The organism is Cutibacterium granulosum, assembly GCF_900186975.1.
Classification (GTDB): Bacteria; Actinomycetota; Actinomycetes; order Propionibacteriales; family Propionibacteriaceae; genus Cutibacterium; species Cutibacterium granulosum.
The window spans coordinates 849,128-873,983 of sequence record NZ_LT906441.1; the positions used below are offsets into that span (position 1 = coordinate 849,128).

General features: G+C 63.6%; 19 protein-coding genes and 2 pseudogenes. 7 read left to right on the plus strand and 14 right to left on the minus strand.

All coding sequences use genetic code 11. The annotated features are described in order from the left end of the window. Positions 1-39: 39 nt before the first annotated feature. A complete protein-coding gene (gene phoU, locus CKV91_RS03515; protein WP_021103940.1) occupies positions 40-708 on the minus strand; it encodes a phosphate signaling complex protein PhoU in 669 nt (222 codons plus the stop codon). Between the two features lie 186 nt (positions 709-894). Between phoU and CKV91_RS03520 the strand changes: the two genes are divergently transcribed. Next, entirely contained in the window at positions 895-2,112 is a 1,218-nt protein-coding gene (locus tag CKV91_RS03520; protein WP_021106037.1) for a sensor histidine kinase, read from the plus strand. Continuing rightward, on the plus strand, positions 2,109-2,786 hold the full coding sequence (locus CKV91_RS03525; protein ID WP_021103942.1) for a response regulator transcription factor: 678 nt from the start codon (positions 2,109-2,111) through the stop codon (positions 2,784-2,786). Before CKV91_RS03520 ends, CKV91_RS03525 begins: the two co-directional genes overlap by 4 nt. Here CKV91_RS03525 and CKV91_RS03530 read toward each other — a convergent pair. Continuing rightward, positions 2,768-3,955 (minus strand): glycosyltransferase 87 family protein, encoded by a 1,188-nt coding sequence (locus CKV91_RS03530; protein WP_036977577.1) that lies wholly within the window; start codon positions 3,953-3,955, stop codon positions 2,768-2,770. The genes CKV91_RS03525 and CKV91_RS03530 overlap by 19 nt on opposite strands. A gap of 342 nt (positions 3,956-4,297) precedes the next feature. Between CKV91_RS03530 and CKV91_RS03535 the strand changes: the two genes are divergently transcribed. Then, on the plus strand, positions 4,298-4,783 hold the full coding sequence (locus CKV91_RS03535) for a CarD family transcriptional regulator (protein WP_021103944.1): 486 nt from the start codon (positions 4,298-4,300) through the stop codon (positions 4,781-4,783). A gap of 165 nt (positions 4,784-4,948) precedes the next feature. On the opposite strand, the gene CKV91_RS03540 is transcribed toward CKV91_RS03535, so the two are convergent. Together CKV91_RS03540 and CKV91_RS03545 are read right to left on the minus strand one after the other, a co-directional pair. Beyond that, positions 4,949-5,404: a PTS sugar transporter subunit IIA gene (locus CKV91_RS03540; RefSeq protein ID WP_021103945.1), complete on the minus strand. Its 456-nt coding sequence runs from the start codon at positions 5,402-5,404 to the stop codon at positions 4,949-4,951. A gap of 9 nt (positions 5,405-5,413) precedes the next feature. Next, positions 5,414-5,707, minus strand: coding sequence for a PTS sugar transporter subunit IIB (locus CKV91_RS03545; protein ID WP_021106035.1), 294 nt, complete (start codon positions 5,705-5,707; stop codon positions 5,414-5,416). Between the two features lie 308 nt (positions 5,708-6,015). Here CKV91_RS03545 and ispD point away from each other — a divergent pair, with 308 nt between their 5' ends. From ispD to CKV91_RS03560, 3 genes are all read left to right on the plus strand, one after another. Next, positions 6,016-6,816, plus strand: a complete 801-nt coding sequence (ispD, locus tag CKV91_RS03550) for a 2-C-methyl-D-erythritol 4-phosphate cytidylyltransferase (protein WP_021103947.1) — start codon at positions 6,016-6,018, stop codon at positions 6,814-6,816. Between the two features lie 166 nt (positions 6,817-6,982). Next, positions 6,983-7,471: a 2-C-methyl-D-erythritol 2,4-cyclodiphosphate synthase gene (gene ispF / locus CKV91_RS03555; RefSeq protein ID WP_036957759.1), complete on the plus strand. Its 489-nt coding sequence runs from the start codon at positions 6,983-6,985 to the stop codon at positions 7,469-7,471. A 40-nt stretch (positions 7,472-7,511) separates the two neighbouring features. Beyond that, positions 7,512-9,125: a glycoside hydrolase family 13 protein gene (locus CKV91_RS03560; protein WP_021106034.1), complete on the plus strand. Its 1,614-nt coding sequence runs from the start codon at positions 7,512-7,514 to the stop codon at positions 9,123-9,125. A gap of 246 nt (positions 9,126-9,371) precedes the next feature. Here CKV91_RS03560 and CKV91_RS03565 read toward each other — a convergent pair whose 3' ends face one another. The 3 genes from CKV91_RS03565 to cysS all read right to left on the minus strand — a co-directional run bounded on the left by CKV91_RS03565 (position 9,372) and on the right by cysS (position 13,794). Next, the gene (locus tag CKV91_RS03565; protein ID WP_231933833.1) at positions 9,372-10,772 is read right to left on the minus strand and encodes a glycine hydroxymethyltransferase; all 1,401 of its coding nucleotides are present in this window, start codon (positions 10,770-10,772) and stop codon (positions 9,372-9,374) included. Between the two features lie 475 nt (positions 10,773-11,247). Beyond that, a complete protein-coding gene (gene rlmB, locus CKV91_RS03570) occupies positions 11,248-12,192 on the minus strand; it encodes a 23S rRNA (guanosine(2251)-2'-O)-methyltransferase RlmB (protein ID WP_065860873.1) in 945 nt (314 codons plus the stop codon). A 141-nt stretch (positions 12,193-12,333) separates the two neighbouring features. Beyond that, positions 12,334-13,794 (minus strand): cysteine--tRNA ligase, encoded by a 1,461-nt coding sequence (gene cysS, locus CKV91_RS03575; protein WP_021103952.1) that lies wholly within the window; start codon positions 13,792-13,794, stop codon positions 12,334-12,336. Between the two features lie 159 nt (positions 13,795-13,953). Between cysS and CKV91_RS09345 the strand changes: the two genes are divergently transcribed. Further along, positions 13,954-14,187 carry a hypothetical protein gene (locus CKV91_RS09345; protein WP_157738724.1) on the plus strand — a complete coding sequence of 78 codons (234 nt, stop codon included), beginning with the start codon at positions 13,954-13,956 and terminating at the stop codon, positions 14,185-14,187. 281 nt (positions 14,188-14,468) lie between these two features. Here CKV91_RS09345 and CKV91_RS03585 read toward each other — a convergent pair whose 3' ends face one another. From CKV91_RS03585 to CKV91_RS03610, 7 genes and pseudogenes are all read right to left on the minus strand, one after another. After that, positions 14,469-15,854 carry a DUF4032 domain-containing protein gene (locus CKV91_RS03585; protein ID WP_021106032.1) on the minus strand — a complete coding sequence of 462 codons (1,386 nt, stop codon included), beginning with the start codon at positions 15,852-15,854 and terminating at the stop codon, positions 14,469-14,471. Between the two features lie 15 nt (positions 15,855-15,869). After that, entirely contained in the window at positions 15,870-16,421 is a 552-nt protein-coding gene (locus tag CKV91_RS03590; protein WP_231933808.1) for a hypothetical protein, read from the minus strand. Positions 16,422-16,598: 177 nt separating this feature from the next. Beyond that, a complete protein-coding gene (locus CKV91_RS03595) occupies positions 16,599-17,135 on the minus strand; it encodes a hypothetical protein (protein WP_231933809.1) in 537 nt (178 codons plus the stop codon). Between the two features lie 149 nt (positions 17,136-17,284). Further along, positions 17,285-18,280, minus strand: a complete 996-nt coding sequence (locus tag CKV91_RS03600) for a hypothetical protein (RefSeq protein WP_021106029.1) — start codon at positions 18,278-18,280, stop codon at positions 17,285-17,287. Positions 18,281-18,479: 199 nt separating this feature from the next. Continuing rightward, positions 18,480-19,175 (minus strand): annotated as a pseudogene (locus CKV91_RS09740) (serine/threonine-protein kinase); the annotation flags it as partial. Positions 19,176-19,730: 555 nt separating this feature from the next. Further along, a pseudogene (locus CKV91_RS09745) lies at positions 19,731-20,474 on the minus strand (serine/threonine-protein kinase); the annotation flags it as partial. After that, complete coding sequence (locus CKV91_RS03610; protein WP_169712412.1) at positions 20,471-24,652, minus strand: FtsK/SpoIIIE domain-containing protein; 4,182 nt, start codon at positions 24,650-24,652, stop codon at positions 20,471-20,473. The pseudogene CKV91_RS09745 and the gene CKV91_RS03610, both read right to left, overlap by 4 nt. Positions 24,653-24,856: the final 204 nt, after the last annotated feature.

Here is a 24,856-nt window from a genome sequence, read left to right on the forward strand (position 1 = left end):
TGCCGGGACAGTGTCATCGGAGGGCAGGGGGCCAGGACCTCAGAAGGAGGATGGCCAGTTCTCGCCTTCCGGGGCCTCGCCGGTGACGATGTAGATCGTGCGAGCCCCCATGGCGACAGCGTGATCGGCAATGCGTTCGTAGTACCGGCCGAGCAGGGCGGTGTCAACGGCCTTCTCCACGCCGTACTCCCAGTCGTCGCTCAGCAGCAGGTGGAACTGGTCGCTGCGCAGTTCGTCCATCTTGGAGTCGGCGGTGGCCAGACCGGCGGCAGCCTCGGCGTCGCGGTTCTCCAAGGTGGTGATGGCCGTGGCGATCATGGAGTCGGCGGTCTCGGCCATCTGCTTGATCTGGTCGGCGACCGGCTCGGGGGCAGCCACCTCGGGGTAACGCAGCCGGGCGATCTTGGCGATGTGTGCGGCGAGATCGCCCATGCGGTCCAGGGAGTAGCTCATGCGCAGCACGGCGACGACGGTACGCAGTTCACCAGCCACGGGGGCCTGACGAGCCAGGAGCTGGAAGGAGCGCTGCTCGATCTCCTTGGTGAGCTCGTCGATGCGGGCGTCGCCACTGATGACCCGCTCGGCGACGGTGAGGTCGGCGGTGACGAGGGCAGTGGTGGCGTCCTGGACGGCAGTGCGGACCAGACCGGCAACGGTCACGATCAGCTCAGTCGTCGCATTGAGTTCGTCACGGTAACTGTCGCGCATGGTGAAGGCCCTTTCCTTCGTGAGACATCCATCCTCGTAAAGCGTAGTTCGTCCGAGAACCATTTCGCATACTGCAGTTGAGGAATGAATGAATGTTCAGTTAACGGGAGGAGACGTTGCTCGCGTTGCCCGGTCCCACACCCGGTGGAGTCGTGTGGTGACGGCAGACTCCCATATGATCGGACCGTGGACGTTGCGTTGTCAGGGGTTGTCGGGCTCGTGCTGGGCGGGCTCCTCACGTGGCTCATCCTGCATGCGGTGGAACGATCACGTCACCCGATCGACACCTTGGCGACAGACATCGAGGTCATGGTCGTCACCCCAGAACTCAAACGAGCCCTGGCCCAGGTGGGCGGGGCGGCAGCCGTCATCGGCCCACATGACGAGGTGCTGCACTCCACCGTCTCGGCCCGGTCGATGAACATCGTTCGAGGTTCGCGCATCATCGAGGAGACCGTCTTGGAAATCGTGCGGGAGAGCAGGCAGCGCTCAACGGAGCTGTGCCGTGACATCGACGTCCCCGGCACGGCCACCGGACGCACTGCCCAACACCTCACGGTGCGCGTCGGCCCGCTGGACGCACACGGCAACATCGTCCTCGTCGTCGACGATCGTGCCCCGTTGTTGCGCGTGGAACAGACCCGACGGGACTTCGTCGCCAACATCAGTCACGAACTCAAGACCCCCATTGGCGCCATCGCAATCCTCTCGGAGGCCGTGGAGGGTGCCGCCGATGATCCTGAGGCGGTGCGACACTTCGCCGGGCGGCTCAACAAGGAGACTGTCCGAGTCTCCGAGATGGTCTCGCAGATCATCAACCTCTCCCGGCTGCAGTCCGATCAGCCGACGATGACTCCACAGCAGGTTGACGTCTGCCACGTCCTTGCCGATGCCGTGGAACGCAATCGGGAACTGGCGGACAGCCGCGAGGTCAACCTCGTCGTCAAGGCCGAGCCCGATCTGGAGATCCAGGGCGATCCTGCCCAGCTCATCGACGCCGTCTCCAACCTCATCCACAATGCCATCGTCTACTCCAACCCTCGGGCGAGGGTGGCGGTGAGTTCGCGACTGGTGCACGACGTGGACGGCGATCGTGCCGACATCGCGGTTGCCGACAACGGCATCGGCATCACCGACGAGGACCAGAGACGCATCTTCGAGCGGTTCTACCGCGTCGACTACGCCCGTAGCAGGGACAACGGCGGCACCGGCCTGGGGTTGTCGTTGGTCAAACACATTGCCCAGGCGCACGGCGGTTCGGTGGACGTGTGGAGCAAGGTCGGCCAGGGATCCACCTTCACCCTCTCCATCCCGCTGCCCAGCCTCGAGTTCGACGACGGGGACCCTGTTGACCTCGCCGGAGCTCACGACTCATCAATCACCAGCAAGAAGGATCAGTCATGACCCGAGTACTCATCATCGAGGACGAGGAGTCCTACCGTGAGGCCACCGCCTTCATGCTCCGTCAGGAGGGGTTCGAGGTTGTCGAGGCCGAGGACGGGCGAGCCGGCCTGTCCGAGTTCGACCACAACGGTGCCGACATCGTGCTGCTGGACCTCATGATGCCCGGCATACCGGGTACCGAGGTGTGCCGTCAGCTGCGGCAGCGCAGTTCGGTGGGCATCATCATGGTCACCGCGCGTGACTCCGAGATCGACAAGGTCGTCGGGCTGGAGCTCGGTGCCGACGACTACGTCACCAAGCCGTTCAGCCATCGTGAACTCGTGGCCCGTATCCGCGCCGTGCTGCGTCGCGGCTCGGAGTCCGAGGAGTCTCCCGACATCCTCCAGGGGTCCGGGGTGCGCATGGACGTCGAGCGTCACGAGGTGAGCGTCTCCGGCAAACCGGTGAAGTTGGCCCTCAAGGAGTTCGAGCTGCTCGAGGTGCTGCTGCGCAATGTGGGACGAGTCATGACCCGCGCCCAGCTCATCGATCGCATCTGGGGCGTCGACTACGTGGGTGACACCAAGACCCTTGACGTCCACGTCAAGCGACTGCGCGCCAAGATCGAGGACAATCCCTCCCACCCCCGGCACATCATCACGGTGCGCGGTCTGGGCTACAAGTACGACGACTGAGCCGAGGAACGCCTGGTCACCAGTGCCCCGACGAGCACGACGAGAGCCAGGACGGGCAGGATGTCACCGGTCCACGCCACAGCGGGGGACAGTGGATCGTACCCGAGTGGGAGTGCGATGATGCGAGCCAGGTACAACGGTCCGGCCAGCGCCACGGGGGCTGCCAGGCACGTCATGACGATGCTCAGGCGTCGTGGTAGCACCCGAGCTGCCCACACCGCGATGAACGGCAGCCACACCCAGTGGTGGTTCCACGAGACCGGGGAGATGAGCAGCATCACGGTCGCCGACACGGCAACCGTGGTCACCAGGTCGTCGGAGCGGCGGGCCTCGTCGAGGTGCCTGGGCAGCAGCAGCCAGCCGGCGACGATGACAGCGAGGCCCAGCAGTACCCACAGGGCACTGCGCACGGTCGTGGGGCAGTGACGCCAGAGCACCCCGTTCACGGATGCGTTGGCCGGGTAGTCGAGTCCGCCGACGCGCCCGGTGTCCCACATGAGATCGGTCCAGTACTCCTGCGAGGTGCCCGGTAACAGCAGCCACCCGATGGCGATCGATGCAAGGAATCCGGTTGCCATGCCTGCCAGGTGCGCCCAGTCGTGGCGACGCAGGGCAGGTAGCCCGAGTGCCAACGGGGTGAGCTTGCACCCGCCGCACAGACCAATGGCGAACCCTCCCCAGAATCGGCGGTCAGTGGTCAGCCCCAGCAGGCAGACGGCCATGAGGATGATGTTGATCTGGCCCTTGGCGATCGTCTCCCAGAACGGGTTGAGGATCACCAGGGCGATGGCCCAGCACGGCAGGTGGAACGCGACTCGACGTGCCTTCCCGATCGGTGCCGTGGGCAGGAGGCCAAGGCGCGATGCGCGTTGACAACTCAGGGTGACGGTTGCACAGGACAGTGCCGTCATGACGAGCCATGCTCCGTGCTCGGTCATGGGTGCCATCCACGAGAGGATCAGGGCAGCAAATGGTGGATAGGTGAACAGGAGGTGGCCAGGGGCAAAGTGGTACAGCGGTGTGCCGTTGATGAGGGCCTGTGCTCCCTCGTGGTAGACGTTGGAGTCCACCGGTTCAACGGGGGAGCCCAGGGCAAAGACGCAGAACAGGACGATGATCACCGCGCCTGCTGAGATCGCTGTCGTCCGCAGGGAGGATGAGGACTCCATTTCTGATGTGCCAGCCTCTCGGATTCGTGTTCTGGTGGCAGCTGTCGCCGACCACATCGGATCGTATGTGCCAGGTATGGGTTTGACCAACGTCTGGGAGAGTACTTGACGTGTGGTGCTGCCCTCCCCCCCCCCCCCGATGGAGCGTCGACCGTCGGCGTCGGGGCCAGCGTGGACGGGGTCTCCGGCGGTCTGTGGTGGCCCGAACTGCCGGAGTGATGGGTGGCGGCGCTGCCCTTGACGTGCTGCCCGGCCCCAGGTATAGGGTGACAGTGAGTGTGATCATGAGAATGCCCCTTTCTGTGTTCAGTGGTAGAATCACCTGTGGAAGGGGTTGCATACATGACTTTCAATGTCGGTGAAACGGTTGTCTATCCCAATCACGGGGCTGCGGTGATCGAGGATCTCGAGACGCGCACCATCAAGGGTGAGGAGAAGCTCTACCTCGTTCTTCGGATCATCGGTCAGAACGATCTCGTCGTGCGGGTGCCAGCCGCGAACCTCGATCTCGTGGGCGTGCGTGACGTCGTTGACGAGAAGGGGTTGAAGAAGGTTTTCGAGGTTCTGCGTCAGCCCCACACCGAGGAGCCAGCCAACTGGTCCCGTCGGTACAAGGCCAACCTGGAGAAGCTGCACAGCGGCAATGTGCTCAAGGTTGCCGAGGTGGTCCGTGACCTGTGGCGCCGCGAGCGTGATCGCGGTCTGTCTGCCGGTGAGAAGCGGATGCTGGCCAAGGCACGCCAGATCCTCGTCTCCGAGCTCGCCCTGGCCGAGAAGGTCGATGAAGAGCGCGCCGAGCAGATGCTCGAGGAGGTACTTGCATCCTGAGCATCTGAGTGGTGAAGGCACAAGGGGCCCGGCGGACAACCCGCTGAGGCCCCTTTCCCATGTCCGCGAATTCCCGCCGAGGCCCAGTGGATCGTCCAACCAAGTGGATCGCTCACCTGCCCACCGTCCCTGTCGGTGATCGCTGGCAGGGGCGCCTGCCTTGCCCTACTGTTCGACCGCTGCCAGGACCGGCTCGAGCCGATCCCGCAGTTCCGCACCACTGCCATGCAGCAGAGCCTGGTAGCCGTCGTGGCTCTGCATGAGCTCGATCACGGCCGTGAGCATCCCGATCTGGTTGTTCGGGTCGGTCACCAACGGCCAGATGGACAGCGCGACCTGCAACTCGCGCTCCGGATCGTCCATGGCGTGGAAGATGGTCTGGGAGGCATTGCGGCACAGCAGGATCCCGGGACACCTCACATGGTCGGGATCAATGTGTGGGATGGCGACGCACGCGTGGCCGAAGTCCAACCCCGTGGGATATGTCTCCTCGCGCCGGGACACGGCGGTGAGGAATGTCTCGCCAATCAAGGCGTCCCGGGTGAGGCGGTGGTTGACGAGACGGAACAACTCCTCCGATGAGTCGGTGTCGACGTCAAGGACGATGAGTCGGGGTGTCATGCAGAAAAGTCAGGCCTTGAGGTCGGCAGCGATCTCGTCGGCCAGGTCGTCATCACCGACGCCGGTGAGAAAGGCAACTCCGCGATACACCTTGACGCTCTCTGAAGGAGCCTTGACGACCGTCGTCGAGACGATGGCGTCCGGCTCGAAGGACTCGGCGTGCTCTAACAGCTCGCCCGTCTTGCACTCCTTCATCATTGCCTCGATGTCGCGCTCCTTGAGCATGCGCTGCAACTTGTTGGCGACCTGGACGGATGTGGCGATCCCGGTACCACAGCACACGAGAATCTTCTTCTTGAGCATCAATGCCTCCTCGGCGGTTTGCTGGATGAGATATCCATGTCGTGGTGGACACCATGGTAGCTGTGCTGTTCGTGCAGCAGCGGTATTGCTGCCAACACGGTGCTGACATCGAATTATGGGCCATGGTGAAACCGTGCGTCAGGTGGGGGATTGTTCTGCCCGAAGGTGCATGCTGGCGTGGCACGCCCCTGCCCGGACGGTGGCCCCCTGCCCTGACGGTGACATGGTGCTGGCCGGATCACACTCGCCCCTCGGTTGTCGACGCCGGTTCCCGCGCCGACCGCGGGAACTCGCTAAGCTCATGGCCCATGGACGAACCCATTGTCGCCATCGTCATGGCTGCCGGAATCGGTAGCAGATTTGGTGGGCCCATCCCCAAACAGGTCACCGAGCTTGCCGGTAAGGCCGTCGTTGCCGTCGCCGTGGAGTCCCTGGCGGCCGGCGGTTGCTCCCGCGCCGTCGTCGTCGTCAAGGAGGGCATGGAGAATCACGTGAGATTCGCCCTGGCGGCGGCACCCATCCCGGTGCACTTCGTCACCGGGGGCAACTCCCGGCAGGAGTCGGTACGGCGGGGCCTGGAGTTCGTCGACTCCCACCCGGTGCTGTCCAAGGCCTCCAAGGTGCTCATCCATGACGCGGTGCGTCCGCTGGTGCCTGCCTATGTCGTCGCAGACGTCATCAAGGCCCTGGACGACGGAGCCACTGCAGTTGCTCCCGCCATGCCCGTGGTGGACACCATCCGGCAGGTCGACGGGGACACCAGCACGGTTGTCGACCGTGACACCCTGCGTGCCATCCAGACTCCGCAGGGATTCGACCGGGCCACCATCACGCAGTGCCACCGACGTATGGCCGACGACGGCGTCAAGGTCACCGACGATCTCAGCTGTTGCGAACTCTATGACCACCAGATCACCTTGGTGGAGGGATCACGGGCTGCGATGAAGATCACCGAACCCATCGACATCGACATCGCCGAGGTGTTCAGTCGAGCTGCTGCCGGAGCAGGAAATCACAGCGGCAAACGGGTCAGGCTCATGGCAACCAAGGTGCGTGAGAAGGGTGGCATGTTCATCCGACACGTCCGACGAGCCATTCCCGGAAAGTGAACATGCCGAGCAGCCAGGTGAGGCTGCCGGGCATCCACTAGCCGAGCGCAGGCAATGAGACCACCTGCGCAACATGGCAACGCAACGAGGAGGACAGACGGACATGGCCGATGCGATGACTGCTCCGGAACCGCATGAGGAGCATCACCCCGAATCCTGCGCTGCCGTGCAGCTGCGCACCGGGATCGGTACTGACGTCCACCAGCTCACACCGGGGGTACCGATGCACGTCGCGGGTCTGGAGTTCCCCGACGAACCGGCGGGGTTGGCCGGGCACTCCGACGGTGACGTCGCTGCCCACGCCATGTGTGACGCTCTGCTCTCGGCGGCTGGGCTGGCTGATCTGGGCACGGTCTTCGGCACGTCGGATCCGCAATGGGCCGGACGTGCTGGGGTGGACTTCCTGCGGGCCACCGTGGCGTTGCTCACGGAGCACGGCTGGCGGCCGGTGAACGTTGCCGTCCAGGTGATCGGGCAGCGTCCCCACATCGCGCAACGCCGCGCGCAGGCCCAGGAGGTGCTTGGAGCTGCCGTCGGTGCGCCGGTGTCGGTGTCCGCCACCACCACCGATCACCTGGGATTCACCGGAGCAGGCCAGGGGGTCGCTGCGGTGGCCACCGCCCTGATCCAGGGTGCGGATCTTCCTCGGACGTGATGATGGAGGGCTGATGGGTTCTGCAGCAGAAGGACGTATCATGACCAACGAAACCAATACTTCGGACTGGTACCGACAGGCTGTCGTCTACCAGATCTATCCGCGGTCGTTCGCCGACGCCAATGGTGACGGGATCGGTGACCTGGCCGGAATCGTCGATCACGTCGATCACCTGGTGAGGTTGGGCGTGGATGCCGTCTGGCTGAGCCCCTTCTACCCCTCGGCCCTGGCCGACGGCGGCTACGACGTCGACGACTATCGCAATGTCGACCCGCGACTGGGGACCCTGGCGGGCTTCGACCGGCTCGTCGACGCCCTGCACTCCCACGGAATCCGACTCATCGTCGACATCGTCCCCAACCACACCGGATCGGGCCACGAGCTGTTCCGCAAGGCCCTGGCCGATGGTCCCGGATCGCCTGCCCGTGAGCTCTACCACTTCCGCGACGGGGACGAGCCACCCACCGACTGGACAAGCGCCTTTGGCGGCTCTGCATGGCAACAGGTTGACGACGGCCAGTGGTACCTGCACATGTTCGACGTCGCCCAACCCGACCTCAACTGGGACCATCCCGAGGTCGTCGCCGAGTTCGACCAGACGTTGCGGTTCTGGGCCGACCGCGGGGTGGACGGGTTCCGGGTGGACGTCGCCCACCTGCTCAAGAAGGATCTCAGCGAACCGCTGCCCAGCCAGGCGGAGCTTGACGCCGCCGACAGGACCGTGGGCAATGGTCGCCTGGAGGACCGCGACGAGGTGCACGACATCTACCGTCACTGGCGGCAGATCTTCAACGAGTACGACCCGCCCCGGGTGGCCGTGGCCGAGGCATGGGTGCCGGCCAATCGCCGTCCGTCCTACGCAACTCGTGAGGAATTGGGGCAGGCCTTCAACTTCGACCTGCTCCAGGCCCCGTTCCGGGCCGAGGAGCTGCGGCGCATCATTGACGACAACCTCGCCCTGGCGGCCAGGTCCGGATCGTCGACGACGTGGGTGCTCTCCAACCACGACGTCGTGCGCCACGCCACTCGCTACGGACTGCCCGAGGAGCTGCGGGACGGCCGGGAGTACGTGCTGGGTGACGGACGCACCGTTGCCTGCGATGCCGATCTCGGCCTGCGACGCGCCTTGGCTGCGACCCTGCTCATTCTCGCCCTGCCCGGCTCAACCTATCTGTACCAGGGGGAGGAACTCGGGCTGCCCCAGGTGGTCGACATCGCCGACGAGTACCGTCAGGATCCGACGTTCTTCCGCTCACCGGGTGTGGACAAGGGGCGGGACGGCTGCCGGGTACCGTTGCCGTGGACACCGAATGGCCCATCGCTGGGGTTCGGGTCGGGTGAGCCACACCTCCCGCAGCCCACCCGGTTCCGCGACCTTGCCGTGAGCAGGCAGGACGCCGATTCGCGTTCTCCGCTCAACGTCTACCGACGAGCCCTGCGCCTGCGCGCACGGCTGCAGGACGGTGAGGACATGGAGTGGCTGGACAGCCCGCAGGGCACTGTGGCGCTGCGACGGCATGACGGCTGGGTCTGCGTGGCCAACCTCACCTCAACACCCATTGACATGCCGTCGGGGGAGGTGCTCCTCACCTCTGCGGATCTGGTGAGTGGCAAGCTTCCCGAGGCCACCACAGTGTGGCTTCGTCCGCGCTGAAGTCATGGGGGGCGTGGCCTGCCAGCCGTGCCCGGGCCGTGCGTCCTGCGACACCGGGCTCGTGCTCTCCCCAGCCTGGGCGGCACGTGCAGCCCACGTGTCACCCGCAGAGGGCGGCAGCCGCGGGTCTGCCCAGCTCGGGGCGCCGTCCGGGTCACGTACCGTCTGTGGAGGGCGGCGACTGGTGAGCGGGAGTTGACGCTGGCTCCGCGGACGGTGCGGAGCCAGCTTTCCGGGATGGGTGCCTCACAGCTCCAGACCGGGGTAGAGCGGGAAGTTGCCGAGCAGCTCGTCGGCGGCGTCGTGCACCTGTTGGGCGACTCCGTCGGCGATGGTGTACTTGGCCTTGCCACGTTTGCCCGAGGCCGTCGTTGCCGGTGTGGTGGCCGACAATGCAGTGACGATGAGCTCAGCCACCCGGTCGAACTCGTCGGGTCCGAAGCCACGTGAGGTGAGTGCCGGGGTGCCGATGCGCACGCCGGAGGTGTACCACGCACCGTTGGGATCGGCCGGGATCGAGTTGCGGTTGGTGACGACCCCGGAGTCCAGCAGCGCCGACTCGGCCTGGCGTCCGGTGAGCCCGAAGCTGGAGAAGACGTCAAGCAGGTTGATGTGGTTGTCGGTGCCGTCGGTGACGAGCTTGACGCCACGCTTCATGAGACCTTCGGCCAGTGCCTTGGAGTTGTCGGCGATGCGCTGGGCGTAGTCGCGGAATGCCTGGGTGCGGGCCTCGGCCAGGGCAACGGCCTTGGCCGCCATGATGTGCCCCAATGGTCCGCCGAGCACCATGGGGCAGCCGCGGTCGACGTCTCCGGCGTACTCGTTGGTGGTGAGCACCATGCCGCCACGCGGCCCGCGCAGTGACTTGTGGGTCGTCGTCGTGACGATGTCGGCGTGTGCCACCGGATCCTCGTCGCCGGTGAACACCTTGCCGGCCACCAACCCGGCGAAGTGGGCCATGTCGACCATGAGGACGGCTCCGACCTCGTCGGCGATCTCACGCATCTTCGCGAAGTTCACCCGACGCGGGTAGGCCGAGTAACCGGCGACGATGACCAACGGCTTGAACTCGCGGGCCAGCTCGGCAACCTTGCCGTAGTCCAGATATCCGGTCTCGGGGTCGGTGCCGTAGGAGCGCTGGTCGAACATCTTGCCGGAGATGTTGGGACGGAACCCGTGGGTGAGGTGGCCGCCGGCGTCCAGGCTCATACCGATGGCGCGCTGGTCGTTGAACCTGCGACGCAGGGTGTCCCAGTCGTCCTGGGTGAGGTCGTTGACGGTACGGGCACCGAACTCCTCGAGCCCGGGGGTCTCCACGTGGTGGGACAGGATCGTCCAGTAGGCGGTGAGGTTGGCGTCGATACCGGAGTGCGGCTGGACGTAGGCATGATCGGCGCCGAAAAGCTCCCGGGCATGCTCGGCGGCCACCGACTCAACGGTGTCGACGTTCTGGCAGCCGGCGTAGAAACGGTGCCCGATGGTTCCCTCGGCGTACTTGTCGGAGAACCAGGTGCCCATCGTCGCCAGCACGGGCAGGGAGGCATAGTTCTCCGAGGCGATGAGTTTGAGTGAATGACGTTGGTCGTCCAGCTCCTGGCGGGTGGCTTGGGCGACGCGCGGCTCCACCTCACCGATGATGTCGAGCATGCTGCGATAGGCCGACGAGACCTTCTGCGCGGTTTCCGGGTCGATGTGCGCGGCGGTTGACTCTGACACGTTGTCTCCCTTCAGACGGTGGTGATGACAAATCTATCCGTCTTTGGCAGGCCTGAAAGGGGAGTGCGCGCACTTTGAGCACCACTTTGACCTCTGGTGGAACGGTGTAGGGGAAGCGGTGGTCATGTCGGCAGGATGCCTCTCGAGTTGGCACCGGTGGTGACGGGGTGCGCCAGTCACGGCGGGGTGTGAGGTGGCAGTGTTCCCGATGTGGTGGTGATCCAGGGGGTGGTGGTGATCCAGGGGGTCGCTCAACACCTTCCGGACACAGCCCCCTGTGGCGGTTCGTGGGAACAACCGTGCCACGGTGGGGCTGCAGGGCATTGGCCTCTCGCGCGATGACGTGGCAGACCAGCCGGACCACAGCAAGGGTCTGGGGCGGCAAGGGGATCACTCCCTGCCCGCGTCATGCGGCGGTGCGGATCCGGGCAGCCGCATAGAGGGCAACGGAGACAGCCACCAACGCGTTGAGCGACTCGACCTCACTCGTGATGGGGATGCTCGCAAGGACGTCGCACGATTCGCGGGTGAGACGAGCCAGGCCATGGCCCTCCGATCCCACGACGAGCACCGTCGGCCCGTCCAGACCGGGCACGTCCGCGATGTCGACGTCCCCCTCGCCGGCCAGCCCGACGACCATCCAGCTCGCTCGGGCGAATTTCGCCAGGGCCTGGTTGAGGTTGGTGGCCATCGCCACCGGGATGCGTGCCGCGGCCCCTGCCGAGGTCTTCCAGGCAGCTGCCGTCATGGACGCGGATCGACGCGAGGGGATGAGCACCCCCTGCGCCCCGAAGGCCGCCGCGGAGCGCACGATCGCCCCCAGGTTCCGTGGATCGGTCACCTTGTCCAGGGCGACGACGAGCCCGCCGTGCGTGGCCTCGGCACCGGCTGCGATGAGATCGTCGGCGCTGGCATACTCGTAGTCCTGCAGGCGCAGCGCCACGCCCTGATGGTTGGAGCCGCCGGTCTGGCGGTCCAGTTCGCTGCGGGTGGCCTGCATGAGTGGGATGCCGTGGTCGGCGGCGAAGGTGAGGATCTCACGGAGCCGGGAGTCGTGCTCGGCCCCGTCGACGACGTAGGCGGCCCGCACCGGCAATCCGGCATTGAGGGCCTCCAGCACCGAGTTGCGTCCGATGACCCAGTCCGGTCCGGCTCCCTTCTCGGAAGATCGGCTAGCCTGCTGCCTGGGTCTGGCGGTCTGCTTGGCCTTGTACGCCTTGTGGTAGACGCGATCCTCCGCCTTGGGGGTGGGGCCGCGTCCGGCCAGACCCTTGCGGATCCGTCCGCCGGAACCGGCAGCCTTGTTCCTTGCCTTGCGGGTGGCTCCTCGGCGTTGGGAGTTGCCTGCCATGGTTGTCCTTTCGATCAGCTGGGACGCTATCAATCCCATGACTGCCTTGCCTCGAGCCGAAATCACCAAGTGGTGACTCGGCTCGGAGGCGGATCAGTTCGGTGCCGGGCCGCTTCAGGAGACGTCGGGCCCGGGGCCACCTCAGTCCAGCGACCACCGGGCGCCGTCAGGGGTGTCCTCGATCACCAGACCGAGGTGGGTGAGCACGTCGCGGATGGAGTCGGCGGTGGCCCAGTCCTTGCGGGCCCGGGCCTCGGAGCGTTGGGTGAGCATGGCCTGGACGAGTCCGTCGACGACCGGCTCGAGCTTGTCGGACTGCGTGGACCTGCTCGACGCCCACACCGGATCGTCCGGGTCGAGGCCGAGGACGCCGAGCATGACGCGCAGCTGGCCCAGATGGGCTGCGACTGCTGGGGCGTCGGAGGCGTCGATCGCCTTGTTGCCCTCGTTGATCGTCGTGAAGAGCGTGGCGACGGCGGCAGGGGTGCCGAGGTCGTCGTCCATGGCACGGGTGAATCGCTCGTCGAGTTCGGGCACCTGCGCATCCGTGGGCAGATTCGTGGGGTCGATCCCAGCTCGGTCGCAGACCTGCCCGGCGCGCTCCAGGAAGCCGTCGATACGGGCGATGGCCTTGTCGGCCTCGTCCAGGGATCCCTGGGTGTGCTCGTCGGAGGGGGAGAACTCGATGGTGGAGCGGTAGTGCGGCGCCAGCAGGAAGTAGCGCACGGCGCGCGGATCGTGGTTCGCCGTCACCTCGGACACCCGAGCGGTGTTGCCCAAGGACTTGCTCATCTTCTCACCCGACATCGTCACCCACGCGTTGTGCATCCAGTAGTGGGCGAATGCGCGGCCAGCAGCAGCCGACTGGGCCAGCTCGTTCTCGTGGTGCGGGAAGCGCAGGTCTATGCCGCCACCGTGGATGTCGAAGGCCTCGCCCAGATACTTGCCGGACATGGCCGAGCACTCCAGGTGCCAGCCGGGGCGTCCAGCACCCCACGGGGCGTTCCACGAGGCAGTCTCGGGTTCGGAGGGCTTGTGCCCCTTCCACAGGGCGAAGTCGCGGGGGTCACGCTTGCCGCGGGGGTCGGAATCGGCGGCAGGAGCCATCTCGTCGACCTTCATCCCCGACAGCTCTCCGTAGCGTGGCCAGGATCGCACGTCGAAGTAGACGTCACCGGAACCGTCGGGGGCGACGTAGGCGTGCCCGGTGTCCAACAGCTCACCGATGAGGTCGATCATCTCGGGGATGTGGCCGGTGGCGCGCGGCTCGTAGCTGGGTGGACGGCATCCCAGCAGCGAGTAGGCCCTGTGCAGCTCGTTCTCGAACTCGTAGGCATGGGCCCACCACGGCACACCGCGTTCGGCGGACTTGGCGAGGATCTTGTCGTCGATGTCGGTGACGTTGGCGACGATTGTCACCTCGTAACCACTGTGCTCCAGCCAGCGGCGCAGGACGTCGAAGACGACCTCCTTGCGGATGTGACCCAGGTGTGGCGCAGACTGCACCGTCATACCACAGTGGTAGATCGACACCTTGCCCTCGATGAGGGGCACGAAGGGTTCGATGCGGTGGGTCGCTGTGTTGTACAACTGGAATGTCACGCCTCAAGCCTACCGGCAGTACGACGTTCCGTCTGCTGTGGACGGATGGTGATCCCCCGCACGTCGGGATCAAAGGGGTCGGGGCATCGCCGATGGTTGCCGACGAGGTGCCCAGTGGTGCTTCGCCGCACCCCCTTGGCATTTTCGTACCATGGGTGCATGGCCGAGATCAGGAAGCACAGGACGTCGAGCAACGCAATCAGTCAGGCGGTGGAGGCCGCGATGACCTCCCGGTCGTCTCGAGGTGCGGACGGACCCGATCACGAGACCGACGAGCTGAGCGTGGACGGAGCCCAGATTCCGACCCGTCCGACCGGCCCGTCCGCTGGATCGATCTCGGTGAACTGGCAGGGATTCCTCACCACGCAGCCTCCTGCTGCCGGTGAGGACTGAGGCTCCCACGGACGTTCCCGTTTCCGGTGCGCCCGGCAGCCGGATTCACGGCGGATCCGATGACGGTCGCACACACCTGCTGAACTGTGTCACGTGCCGGGGCGGCGCACTGTTCGTGGTTCTGGGGTTCGTGCTCCCGGGGTTGTACTCGTGGGCCTCGTCGCGGGGTCAGACGCACCGGCATGGGCTCGGCATGGGCACGGGTTCGGCAAGGTCAGGGTGCGTCGATGTGCCGAACTCGTGACTCGGTCCCATGCCTTTGCGTACGGGGGCGTGGAGAATCACCCTTTCGCCTGCCTCGCCCGGAGAGCCGCAATGTCCAGCACCTGTGCCGAGTCCAGATCGACCTCGTCGGCCCCGTCCTCCCACGGATCGTACGGTGGCTCCTCATCCACGTCCTCCACGTAGCCCATCGAGGGGTCGTAGGGATTGACGAGCTGGTGGCTTCCGGCGGCATCGACCGGCAGCACCGAATCGGTGCTCATTGCCTCATCGGGCAGGTGCGTGAGGATGTCGTGGACGTAGCCCTGGGCAGCCTCGACGTGTGGCACTTCACGCTGTTCCCGCTGTGACTTGTACCAGCGGTAGTCGAGCACCTCGTGGAAGAACTGGGCCATGTCACGTTTGCGGGACAGCTCGGGGGGAATCTGGGCGACGACTGGCGAGAACACCTCGGTGAGCCATTTGTGTGCGACGACGCTCTCGTCCACCGACTGCAGTCCCCGCCGGGCCGCGAAGGTGTCGAGGTCGTTGAGCAGCCGTCTGGCCTGGTTCTCCTCGGTGTCCAGGCCGGTGAGACGCAGCAGGCGGCGCTGGTGGTGGCCGGCATCGACCACCTTGGGTTGGATGCGGATGACGTCCGAACTGGTCTGAATGTCGAGCTCGGCGACGTCGAATCCCAACGCATTGAGACGGCGCACCCGCGACTCCACCTGCGAGACGTCGCCGCCGGGGAACTCCTGGGGCTCGGTGAGCTCTGCCCACAGCTCGTGGTAACGAGTCTCGATGGTGTCGACGAGTTGCCGCGGGTCCAAGTTGGGGTCGAGCAGGTCGCCGGCCTCCAGGTCCAGGAACTCGCCGTACAGGTTCGTGCGGGCGATCTGCAGATCGTGCTCCCGCTGGCCGGTGGTGAGCTGATCGTGCAACTCCCCGGTCTCGGCGTCGACGAGGTAGGCGGCGAAGGCCTCGGCGTCCCGGCGGAACAACACGTTTGACAGCGAGACGTCACCCCACAGGAATCCCACCAGGTGCAGCCGTACCAGCAGGACGACCAGGGCGTCCAACAGTCGCATGACGGTTTCCGGTCGTACCCCGGACTGGAAGAGCGATCGGTAGGGTAGCGAGAACTGCAGGTGACGGGTGATGAGGATCTGATCCATGGGGTGGCCATCGGCATCACGCCGACCGGTCACCACGCCGATGGGCTCCACCGACGGCGTGTTCAGACGCATGAGGTCGTGCAGCAGTCGGTACTCATGGATGGCCAGGTGCTCGATGACCTCCTTAGCGGCATACACCGAGTCGCCGACCTTGATGAATCGCACGACGTGGCGGGAGATACCGCGCGGCAGGGCCACGAGGTACTCGGCAGGCCACTCCGCCAGCGGTGTGTCCCACGGCAGGGGGAGCAGTCGCGAGTCTGGCTTGGCGGAGAGGAAGCGTGGCACGGGTCAAGTCTGCCATCATTCACCGCTGGCTGGGCAGGACGCGTTGGACATGCTGTCGGGTGGTTGGACGAGGGCGTTGAGGTTGGTGAGGGCGTTGGGGTGGGTGGTGAAGTAGGTGGTGTGGTTGTCGTGGATGGTGGTGGCCCAGATGTTGCGCCAGTTCTGTGCCCAGTCTGGCCATTCGGGGTGGTTGGCGGGTCCTTCGGGTAGGTCGATGGGGCGGGTGTCCAGGGCGATGAGGAGGTTGAGCAGTGCTCGGTCCACGTTGTAGGCGTAGTGGTTGATGCGGACTCGGTGGCCGTCATCATCGGTGATGACGTAGCTGTCGGGTTTGAGGGTCAGGGCACGGATGTGGTGGGCGTCGACGTGGTGGGTGAAGGGTCCCAGGCGGGTGGTGATGGTGTGTTCGTCGATGTGGATTCGGTAGAACAGGCCATGCAGGACCATGAGGTAGCTGGGGATGGTGATGGCCAGCTGGCAGATGATGGCCAAGGGTTTGTCCTCGGGATGTGAGACGATGATGCCCCACAGGCACAGCGTGGTGATGGTGGCGGTGATCAGGCTCACGATGATCCATGGTCGTGAGGGGCGTAGGTGTTGCGGGTCGCCCGGGTCCTGTGCCCTCGGATCGTCGGGCGTTGTGGTGGCTGGGTGTTGCCGGGTTTGTTGGCCCCATTGTTGTGGGGGGTCGAAGGTGAGGGGTTCGACGGTCATGGTCATCTTTCTTCACACGGTGGCTGCGGGTCAGGTGTCGTAGTGATCAGGTGGTTGGGTGAGGGCGTTGAGGCGGGCAAGCTGTTCCGGGTGGGTGGCGTAGAAGCGCTGGTGGTGTCCGTAGGCTTCCCCGGCCAGGATGTTGCGCCACAGTTGGGCTGCCTGTTCCCAGTCAGGATCGGTGATGTCTGCTCCGGGCAGACGGATACGGCGATGGTGGAGTTCTTCGAGCAGACGTAGGTAGACCAAGGTGTAGTCGAAACGGTTGTAGTCGAGGTTGATCTTGGTTGTGCCTGCCCAGACCTTGTAGCGCTCCATACCGGTGCCGATTCGGCTGACCTGATCGAAATGGATCTCACGGTAGAACAGATGACCGAAACGCGTCCAGACCTTGTCACGATCAACACCAAAACGCCGCCACAAACCATGAGCCAGCAACCAATAACCCGACAAGGAACCCAAGATGAGGACAATGTATTCATAAATATCAGCAGTGCCATGAACGGCATCATGGATGAGCTGGGGTGGCCCTCCCCATGTCAATCCTGCTGCCCCGACGAGTCCCATGGGAACCAGAATCCGTGCCTGGGAAAAGATCCGCGGCTGGGCCGGGTCACGACCCACACCCCACGACGGTTCCCGGGGACGGTCCTGGCCATCCCCCAGCTGCCCCGACGATCCCTGCACATCCGGAGAAAAACACCGCGGCTCAACACTCATCGCTTCACCACTTTCGTGGCCTTGGTCATTTCCTGCTGGAAATCCGAGTGCAGGCTCTCGAGTTCGTTCTTGTTCCTGCCGATCCAGGACTTCTGGTACTCGGTGTCCAGAGAGTACTGAAGGGCGGGGATGTTGTCCTTGCGGGCGCACGTCATGGCGGCGAGTTGATGGTCCACGCTGAGGTCGGAGCCGTCCTTGGTGAGTTCGGAGGAGGCCTTCGGCGGTTCGCTCCAGCTCGATACCGGATGACCGGCGTCCTTCATGCACTGCACCCAGTTCTGCTTGAGCGGGGCGAGCCGGGAGTCGTGCTCCACCCGGTCGAGGGAGTCGTCCATCCCCTTGGCGACGAGGTCGCCGAGTTGCTGGTGAGGTGCTGTGCTGCCAGTGACGGAGAGTCTGGCCAGACTCTCCGCGGTGCACCCACCCTTGGGCAGTGGCTTGCCCTGGTCGTCCTTGATGGAGTTGTGGTCCAGGGCGGTGCCGTCGAGATTCTGGCCGGTGAGCACGGCGTAGTCCCGGGGAGAGGGGTCCCAGTTGTCCGGTGTGCCATCGGTGGTCGTTGGCTGGGTACTGGTCGTTGGACGTGGGGCATTCGCGGCCTGTGGGGTGGGGCTTGCCTTGGCCCGGATGAGTTTCTCGTCGAACGGTTTGTACCGCCCCGCAATGTCGAGGGCAGTGGTGGTGTTCTCGTCCTGCTCCTCGGGATTGGGGGCGTAGCTGGCCTTGAATCGGGCGGCACACTGGGCGCGCAGGATGTCGGTCGCCGTGGAGATGGTCGTGAGTTCGGCCTGGGTGGGCTGATACTTCTGCAGGGGGAGCTTCACCTGTGACACCGAGGTCAGCGGTGTGAGGTTGCTGGCGGACGTACTGACGGAGGGGCCCGCTGTCGGGGCGGACGTCTGCTGCGGTGTTTCGGACGAGCTGCACGCGGTGAGTGCCACGAGACAGGCGCATGCCGAGACGGTCAGGGTACGAATCGTGGGAGAGGTCATGGGATGTCCTTGGCCAAGGAATGCACGGGGTTGTCATGGCCAAGAGCGTGGCCGGGTGATCTTGATCTTTGGTGCCCAACAATAGCCATGGCCGCGCAGGACAAAGCTGACCTTTGCTCACGACATGTGAACGGGGCGACAAAGGGGACTTGCTCCACCACAAGTTGACCGTATGCGTGAAGTATGTCAGGCAAGAGACTCACGACCCTTTGGCAACGATGGTGATCTGGCTCTCCTGCGCTTGGTAGTTGCCGATCTCCGCACCAAGGCTGCACGTGGCTGGGTGTAGAGCGCTTACGTCATGGCCATCAGGTGTGATGGCCACGGCTCCTGAGCACCGGTCAGTGAGACGGAGATCTTCCTCTTTGCCACCTGTGATGTCGGTGAGGATGCTTGTCGGGTTGGGACTGGACGGCGTGGTGTAGATCGGGGTGAGCTCGTTCTCCCCATCCGGCCAAGTGCCCAGAATCGTCACAGGGATGGCAGAGCCTTCCTTGACGCGGGAGGGTACCTTGACACGCATCTCCTGAAGACGCTGCAGGCTGTACGCCGTTGAGTTCGTGGCGTCATCGTTGAGCACTTCATCGGTAGCCTTTGCTTGACTCTGGAGCCAGGCCTGCAGGTCTGCTTGGTTGCTGATCGTCACATCCTTGGCGGACAGCGTTGCCGTGACGGTCACTGGATCCTGTTGCGCCAAGGTCTTGAGGGAGATCGTCCATCCGCACTTGGCGTCGATCAATGTGAGCGCTGGGCTGTGTGGAGCGACCGTGGCGGCATCATCCCAAGTGACGTTCGTACAATTGTCACCTGACTTGATCACCTCGAGCACATCTCCACCGAGTGGTTGCTTGATGGTGCCGTAGGTGAGGGTGTACTTCAGCGTGCCTCCGGTGATCTCCACCGAGCGGCCGACGCTGAGACCGGACGGATAAGTCTGTATCGGTAGAGATGCGCTGAGTCCGTCAACAGTTTTTTTCGATGACTCCTGTCGTGCTCCCCGATGCCGCCCGGCGAGCATGACACACACGGTGGCCACGGTCGCTGCAACGAGGATTGCTGCTGCGTAGATGATGATCCGATGGGTACGGTTGGACCACCAAGAATTCTTGGTCTCCGTATCCTTACCTACAGAATCGCCCAACACCTCCACGTCTGGTTCCGGGCCAGCCTTGAGAATGGTGGCCGATGCCGGGCTGTCGAGGGTGCGTAGTTGCTCCAACTCGATGGGATCTGGGGGATTGTTGTCCTTGACAGTGAGCCTCTGTTCATCGTCAGGAGAGGCTTTCAACGACGTTGGTTGACGTAGCATCGTCATCGCATGTGGTGCCAACGCTCCTTCCGGAACGGTGAGCGCCGGTTCGTTCTTGACATCGGGGATGAGGCCGAATGCCTGATCGGCCACTTCGGCTGCGCTGAGTCGATGCGCCGGATTCTTGGTGAGCATTCCGGAAATGAGATCCCACACCCGTTTGTCAAGACCCGGGATCATCGCAGGTATGGATTGTAGATGACGCTGGGCCACGGCGTAGGGATTGTCCTGCTCCGTACCGAACGGCAGTTGCCCCGTTAACGTCTGATACAGGCTCACGCCCAAGGCATACACGTCAACGCTGGGACTTAGCGTGTTGTTCGAGATGAACTCGGGCGCCATGTAGTGAGCTGTACCAACCATGTGTGTGGTCGTTGAGGAACCACCGAGGATCTTCGCAATACCGAAGTCCGCCACCTTCACCCCAGGATCCTCCGCATTCGAGTCAGTGGTGAGGATGATGTTGTCGGGCTTGATGTCGCGATGCACTACGTCACGCTCATGGGCATAGACCAAGGCTTGGGCCACTTGGACCACTACTGCCAGAGCAGTTGCTGGGGTCAATGGCCCATCGGTCGTCAGCTTGGTGCCAAGGGTGGGCCCGGTTGCAAGCTCCATGATGATTCCGAGCATGCCTTGGTCGACGATGAGGTCTCGCACCGCGATGATGCGTGGACAATCGAGCTCGGTGAGGGTGAGTCGTTCATGGATGAATCGCTGCACCAGTTGTGGATCGTCATCGAGCTGTGAGCGTAAAATCTTGATGGCGATTCGTTCGTCGTGGACCCGATCGATCCCCTCATAGACACGACCAGATGCCCCTTGCCCAATCCTGCGGATGGCTTGGTACCCCGATCCGAAATCGAATGGAAGAGCGCTGCTCACCGTAGGCTCCTCACACTTGCAGTGACACCTTGGATGAGGGTAGCCGTACCGTTCTGGCAGCCATATCCTCGTGCCTCACTCATCGTCACCCGTGGGTGACGTGGTAAACGGACACCTAGCAGATCACCGTCGTAGTCGGTATCTGGAACAAGTAGGACTCCGAGTCGGGACTTGCGAATCTTTCCCGTCCAATGGCTGTACAAGGACCGCAGATCGTTGTTGCGACCACTCACGATGAACAGGAATGGCGATTCTGGACTGTTCAAGGCTTGGGTCAACACCTGACTTTCGTCGGCGATCATGTGTGCATCGTCGATCATGATGATGCACGGCTCTGGGGAACCACCTTTCTCTGCCACGCGGTTGAGTAATTGATCGGGAGGCATGACCTCTGGCAACAACTGGCCCAGCGGTGAACGACGCGGGGCACTCACGAGGATGTCGATGCCCGGATACTGCTGGATGAGCATCTGGTGGATCGCTGCAAGCATCGTGGACTTTCCACTGCGGGCAGGACCGCTGATGAGCACGTGTTCTCCCGTGAATGCCTCCAATGTGTATGGGGTGAGGTCGGTTTCGTTGATGCCTATCGGGATCTGCCATGTCTCACTACCCCGTGCGACGCAGTTGACCAGCTGTTCGGGCCCCACGTGCTCAGGAAATTCTTGGACCAAGGGGTTGAGGGAATCAACTCCCCAGAATTCGTTGATCGCGACCATGGTGGCATCAACGTCATCAGGAAGGCCGACATGACCGTGATGTGCCCTCGTGGTGGAGACGAATCGTCCGGGTAGATTGGCCGGGTGGTTGTCCTTGTCGACAATCGGGTGATATTCAGATGTGTCGGCCAGCTGGTACAGCCACTTCTGACCGGTGAGGTCACTGATGGCAGGAGGCAGCGCCTTGAGCCGAGTAGTCGTGACGACGCAGTGGATGCCCATCGCCGGGCCCTTGGCCCACACTTGATGGAACCCCTCAATGAGCTTCATGTCCTCCACATCGGCATATTCCTCACGCAAGGTGGCGAACCCGTCAACGAGGATGAACAGCAGCGGGAACTCGTCGTGTGGATGCGCGGACCGTTGGTCCAGCTCGGTCGCGACGTATCGCAGCACTCGTGCCTGGAGCTGGCGATTGGCATGGCCCGGGCCAGCATAGCCACGAACATGGGTGAGTTTTTGCAGAGCGTCCAAGGATGCGGTCGCCACGTCAAGGATGACGATATCGGCCTTGCCGGGAGGATAGGTATCGGCAATCCTCAGTGCCAGTGCAATCAAGGTGCCTGATGTGCCAGATCCAGGCATCCCCGCCAGGACGAGATTCTCAGTGGCGAATTTCCAGCCCGAAATGTACTGGCGCTGATGCTCCGGATCGTCAAAGAGTGCCACGTCAAGGGTCGACGAGACAGATGTCGACACCACCTGCTGTTTCCGGTGCGTGACTGAATCGTAGTGTTTGAGGACGAGCTCCACGTGGCCCGACAGCGGCTCGGGCCACACTCGGCGGGCTGGTGCGAACCCAAGTAGCTCATTGGCCTCGATGATGCATTGGATGAGCAGGTCCATGTCGTTGATCTGGGTGGTGCTGGCCTGAATGGTGTGTTCCTTGGGGGCGTTTCCCAGAATCATCGGGTCGACGTGGAGGTCTTGGGCTGTGCTGGCACCACTGACGCCGGTCACCAGTGCCGTCTGGATGGGGGTGATGTCCTCCTCGCCCAGCTTGATGTAGGCGCGTCCCTTTTGCTCTCTGCCAATGCTCGCTGCCAGAGGGACCCCGATGACGTTGGTCGACTGCTCTCGGCTCTGTACACGCAATGCGGTACGCATATTCGTGTTGGCCAGGATGTCGTCATTGACGACACCGTCAGGACGCTGAGTGGCCAGGATCATGTGTACGCCGAGGGTACGACCCACTGCTGCCAGGGAGACCAACCCCGAAAGCACGTCAGGATACTCCTTGGCGAGCTGGGCGAACTCGTCGATGACCAGGAGCAGACGTGGCATGGGTTCAGCTGGATTCGTGGCGAGGTAGGCGTCAAGATTGTCAATGCCTTCACCTGCGTCGGCGAAACACTGCTGACGTCTTTTGAGTTCTGCATTGAGTGCCTGCAGGGCTCGAAATGCCAAGGAAGGTTCCAGGTTCGACAGGGTCCCGATCGTGTGGGGCAGTTGGTTGAGGGAGGCGAATGCCGCTCCGCCCTTGAAATCGATGAGGATGAAGGTGAGGTGCTGTGGGTCGACCCGGGCAGCCAACCCCGCGACCAAGGATCGCAGCAGCTCCGACTTGCCCGAACCAGTGGTGCCGCCGACGAGACCGTGTGGTCCGTCCTTGACGAGGTCGAAGACAAACGTACCGTCGTCGCACACGCCGAGGGGAACATCGGGATCCGTGGATCTGTGCCACGAATCGACGATCGTGGATGCATCCATCGTCGTACGGTTGAACCCCAGAACATCGAACAGGTGTACCAGCCCGGGCAGGCCACCTCCACTGGTCGTCACGCTCGGATCATCATACCGAGCGAGCCGACGTGCCCAGTCACGCGCTGTGTCCGCGTCCACACCTGCAGCAGTCACGTGAGTTGTGCACTCCGACTGAGATGGGATGGTGACCGTGACCTCGTTGTCGGTCTTGGCGTGGACGACGGTGTGACACACCGAAGGTAGCTGATCCACCGTCGGTGCGATGATGATGGCACTGACGAATCGCCGTGCAGCCTGCTCACGACGCTCCGGACGATACTCAAGAATGTCACGCAGCGGGCAGTCCCTGCCCTGGGTCAGTGCCAGATCGTCAACGACGATGAGCATCGACGCTGGCTCGGGAGTGTTGAGCAAATCCCGTAACCCGCGCAGCATGGAACTGGCCTGTGTCGTGTCGAGGGCGATGAATCTCTCGTGTGGATTCGTACTGCCCGTCTGGGTGTGTGGTAGCCAAGCAGTGAATCGCCAGTCCTCAGCCCGAGCCTCATCCGTGGCCACCGCCAATCGGAAATCTGCCGGGCCACTCAGAGTGGTTAGCTGGCACACCAAGGAGCGAGCGATGCACAGGCACTCATCCCTGGAGCCCCAGATTCCGATCGGGCCGTCCTGCAAATCCGCGATGAGCGGGGTGGCACGCAGCACGGCATGGTCGAAGATCGCCTTGGTACGTGGCTGCATGGGCCCGCTGTGTGAACGCGGTGTCGGCGTGAACGGGATATTGGCTGTTCCCACGGCAGCAGTGTAGAAGTCACGGTGTGACCGCCGAACCTGCCACAGGACTGACGTCGAGCCGGTGGCTGCGTCCACGAGTTCATGCGGATAGGGGACCTGTGCACGTGTACGGGAGCGTTCGGCGCAGGCAGCCTGCTCGATCTCACCACGCGTCTTCTCCAGGTCTGCCAGATACGTCTGCTCGTTGTCCTTGTCGGAACTCTTGTTGCGACGTTTCTGTTCGATCCATGACCCTACAGCCATCACCGGCGAGAGCAGAGCTATGAGCGCATAACGCATTGATCCGAGAACGAGGACCAGCAGCACAGCCATGAGCAACGGTGCAACAATCGCGACCCAGGAAAATTTTGCGGGACTGGGAGAGTCCTTGCGCGCCGGCACACTTATCTGCTCGGCATGGGGAGGCAGTGCGGTACGTGGCGGTCGGTTGAACGCGATGAGGCCACCGGCACCAGCAGTCGGCATCTTTCCGGAATTTGCGTGTGAACGGTTTGCCACCCGCATCCGGGAGTCAACGAGCATGAGGCACACGCCACCGATCGACAGAATGTCTCCCAAACGTATCTGAGTAGGTTGGGTGTGGTCACTCCCGATCTTTCTGCCGTTGAGATAGGTGCCGTTGGAGGAGTCATGATCAATGACGTGTACGCCATCGTTTGTGACATTCACCACCGCGTGTGACCACGACACCGATGCCGAGTCCAGCGAGATCTCGGCCTCGGCAGAGCGGCCTACGCGTGCCGGTCCACTGGCAGGTAGGTCATACACGCGAGCGCAGGTACTGCCTCCGACGATAACCAGTTGCCAGCGCCCGTTCACCTGCCGATTGATGTGGTGAGCAGACATCGATTCGTCATTGAGGGACTCTCCGGGATAGGGCTGCGGGGTGTTGGCCACTACTGCGCCCTCGCATAGCCCCACCTCACGGATGCTGAGTTCCTGGTCGACCTCTCGTCCGTCCACCCAAACCCGTTTGAAATGTCGCAAATCGACTTGAGCGCTTTCCAGCACCTCACGGAGGATTGTCGTGGGCTCCACGTTGGTCACGAAGAAGACTCGTTCGTGACCCTGCTGCGAGATCACAATCCGCATTGGCTACTCCCTCCCCTCTCATCATCTAGGATGCGGCTAGGTGTTCAACAAACGAGCCACGCAAGGCAGCGTTGT